Source organism: Bathymodiolus heckerae thiotrophic gill symbiont (genome assembly GCF_900128515.1).
Taxonomy (GTDB): Bacteria; Pseudomonadota; Gammaproteobacteria; order PS1; family Pseudothioglobaceae; genus Thioglobus_A.
The window spans coordinates 1-2,868 of the sequence record NZ_FQTP01000135.1 but is presented as its reverse complement, the minus strand read 5'-3'; the positions used below and the strand labels follow the sequence as shown (position 1 = coordinate 2,868).

Below are 2,868 nucleotides of genomic sequence, written 5' to 3'. Positions count from 1 at the left end.
ATTTTAGAGCTAAAATCACACCAGAAGCACTAACCGCAATCACCTTGCTCATTGCCCAAAGTGATCCAGCAGATAAAGACAAAGTCATTGGTTTGGTAGTTGTGTTGTTAACAGGCAATCATCATGAGTGAATTGCCAAACGGCTGGGTTGAGACGACACTTGAAGGTGTTATGAAAAATGTCTCAAGAAGATTTGATTTTTCAGATAAAGACAAAGTAGTCTTTGTTAATACTGGCGATGTACTAGAAGGTAATTTTTTACATAACAACTATATTTCAGCAGAAGGCCTGCCAGGTCAGGCGAAAAAAGCCATAGAAAAAGGTGATATTTTATATAGTGAAATTAGACCTAAAAATAAAAGATACGCTCTTGTTGATTTTCAGTCTAAGGATTATGTAGTTTCAACTAAATTCATGGTCTTAAAGAGAAATAGTAACGTAGATTTAAACTATTTATACCTTTCGTTAACATCACATAATATGTTGCGTGTATTTAATGCTAACGCTGAAGCAAGGTCAGGAACATTTCCTCAAATAACTTTCGACTCTATTAGTGATATAGAGATAAACCTACCTCCACTCGATGAACAAAAATCTATTGCTGATATTCTTGTCAGTTTTGATGACAAAATAGAATTGTTGCGAGCGCAAAACAAAACCCTTGAAACCCTAGCACAAACACTCTTTAAAGAATGGTTTGTGAAATTCAACTTCCCCAACGCCACAGGCGAAATGATCAACTCCGAACTCGGACAGATCCCCAAAGGCTGGCAGGTTGGAAAATTAGAAGATATAGTTTTAAATATTAAAAAATCTTTAAAAAAAGGAGACGATCTTAAGGGTAGAAAGTATATACCAATTGACGAAATGCCTATGAGAAAATTAGGCTTGGATTCAAGCAAACCTATAGGAGATGCGCAAAGTAGTCTTATAGGATTTGAGCCCGGTGATATTTTATTTGGAGCGATGCGTTGTTATTTTCATAGGGTTTGCTTTTCTACAATTAAGGGGGTTACTAGAGCAACAGCTATGGTTCTTAGAGTAAAAAATGAGTTATTTTTTGAGTTTTCTCTTTTGTTAATAAATCAAAATAGTTCGGTTGATTATGCAAATCAAAACTCCAAAGGAACAACAATGCCATATGCAGTTTGGCAGGGGTCGTTTGCAAACATGTCAATTATAATTCCATCAGAAGATATAGCCATAAAATTTTCAAATTTGACTTCTCCTCTACTGGCTAAAATTCAAAAAAATATTTCTCAAGCCCAAATCCTTGAAAAAACCAGAGATGCTTTGTTACCGAAGCTCATGAGCGGAAATATTAGGGTTGATACATGATTGTAAAAAATAAAGAAATAGTTATAGAGCGTGATGACATCTTTGCAAATGATGTATTAGATAGAGAGGGCTTGATAGATAATTTGTCCAAAATTATTTCTACAACAACCGATCCATTTGTTTTATCCATTGATGCTGATTGGGGTGCAGGAAAAACAACTTTTGTTAGGCTGCTAAAGGCGCATCTAGAAAAGGAATATGAAATTCAAAGTATTTATTTTAGTGCATGGGAAGAGGATTATTCTAAAGAGCCATTAATTTCAATCGTTGGAAAGATTGACAAGCATATTGGTAATAATTTTTCAGGAAATGAAGATCTAAAAAAACTTAGTAAATAAATCAACTGCCAAAGTTCTTATAAGAGGAGTTTCAGCGTTTATTAAAGGATCAACAGGGGTTGATGTAGGAGGCGGTATTACAGAGGTGGTTACAGAGTTTTCTGAAAAAACAGCACTGGATTTGATTGAAGGTTATAAAAAAGATGAGGACATAACCAAGAATTTTAAAGACAGTATTGGGAAATTGTTATCGAGTGTTGATTCAGAAAAGCCATTTGTTATTTTCATTGATGAATTAGATAGGTGCAGACCTTTGTATTCCATTGAATTACTGGAGAGGATTAAGCATTTATTTAATATTGATAATTTGATATTTATTTTATCAATTGATAAAAAACAATTGTCAGAATCTATTAAATCTCAATATGGAGGTATTGACACAAATAACTATCTCAGAAGGTTTATTGACTTGGAATATAGACTAAAAAATCCTAATAAAGATCAGTTTTGTGATGCGTTATTTCAAAAATATAATTTTGATGAAACTCTAAAAAAGAAAGATATTAAGCGAATTTATGCTGATGGACATGTAAATTTATTAAAACACTTAGCGAAATCTATGGATTTAACTTTAAGGGAGATAAAGCAGATTTTTATTCAATTTATTATTTTCACTCAAACTATTCAGCCAAGATTTTATGAAGTTCATTTTCGAGTATTTATATTATTTGCCGCTTTGAAAATAAAAGATTCAGAAGCATTTTTAGATTTTAGTAGTGGAAAAATTTCAAATCAAGATATTTGGGAAATTTTTTTTAGTATTATTGGCGATGATGAAAGGCATCTAAATATTATTGTTAAATCTATTGTTTTGTCTGCATTTAAAAGTGATGATGAGTTTAAAGATTTAGTTGATGAGCAGGAAGGGCTATTATTGACAGATAAAACTGAAGATCAGAGGATTATGGTTGGAGAGCTTACAAATAGTCCAGATGGATATGGAGAGTATTATTTAAATAAAATAATAAAAACAGTTGTTAGAAAGCTAGAATTTACAGACCAGTTTAATTTTGAAATTGATGATTCAAAAATGCCATTATAAATATGACCAAAATAACCGAAGATGACATTGAACAAAACCTAATAGACCTATTAAAGTCTGAGGGCTACGGGTATTTTCATGGCACTGAGCTTGATGGTGTTCGTGGTGGGTTTGATCAAGTGGTTATTGAGGGTGAATTTAAAGCATCCT

The 2,868-nt window shown here is 32.5% G+C and carries 3 protein-coding genes; all 3 read left to right on the top strand.

Going from position 1 to position 2,868, the window contains the following annotated elements; all coding sequences use genetic code 11:
- Positions 1 to 123 precede the first annotated feature (123 nt).
- The 3 genes from BTHERMOSOX_RS10160 (at position 124) to BTHERMOSOX_RS10150 (ending at position 2,718) form a co-directional block, all read left to right on the top strand.
- The gene (locus BTHERMOSOX_RS10160; protein WP_138121044.1) at positions 124 to 1,338 is read left to right on the top strand and encodes a restriction endonuclease subunit S; all 1,215 of its coding nucleotides are present in this window, start codon (positions 124 to 126) and stop codon (positions 1,336 to 1,338) included.
- A complete protein-coding gene (locus BTHERMOSOX_RS11950) occupies positions 1,335 to 1,676 on the top strand; it encodes a P-loop NTPase fold protein (RefSeq protein ID WP_138121043.1) in 342 nt (113 codons plus the stop codon). The genes BTHERMOSOX_RS10160 and BTHERMOSOX_RS11950 overlap by 4 nt, the downstream gene beginning before the upstream one ends.
- A gap of 85 nt (positions 1,677 to 1,761) precedes the next feature.
- Complete coding sequence (locus BTHERMOSOX_RS10150) at positions 1,762 to 2,718, top strand: KAP family P-loop NTPase fold protein (protein WP_171004741.1); 957 nt, start codon at positions 1,762 to 1,764, stop codon at positions 2,716 to 2,718.
- Positions 2,719 to 2,868: the final 150 nt, after the last annotated feature.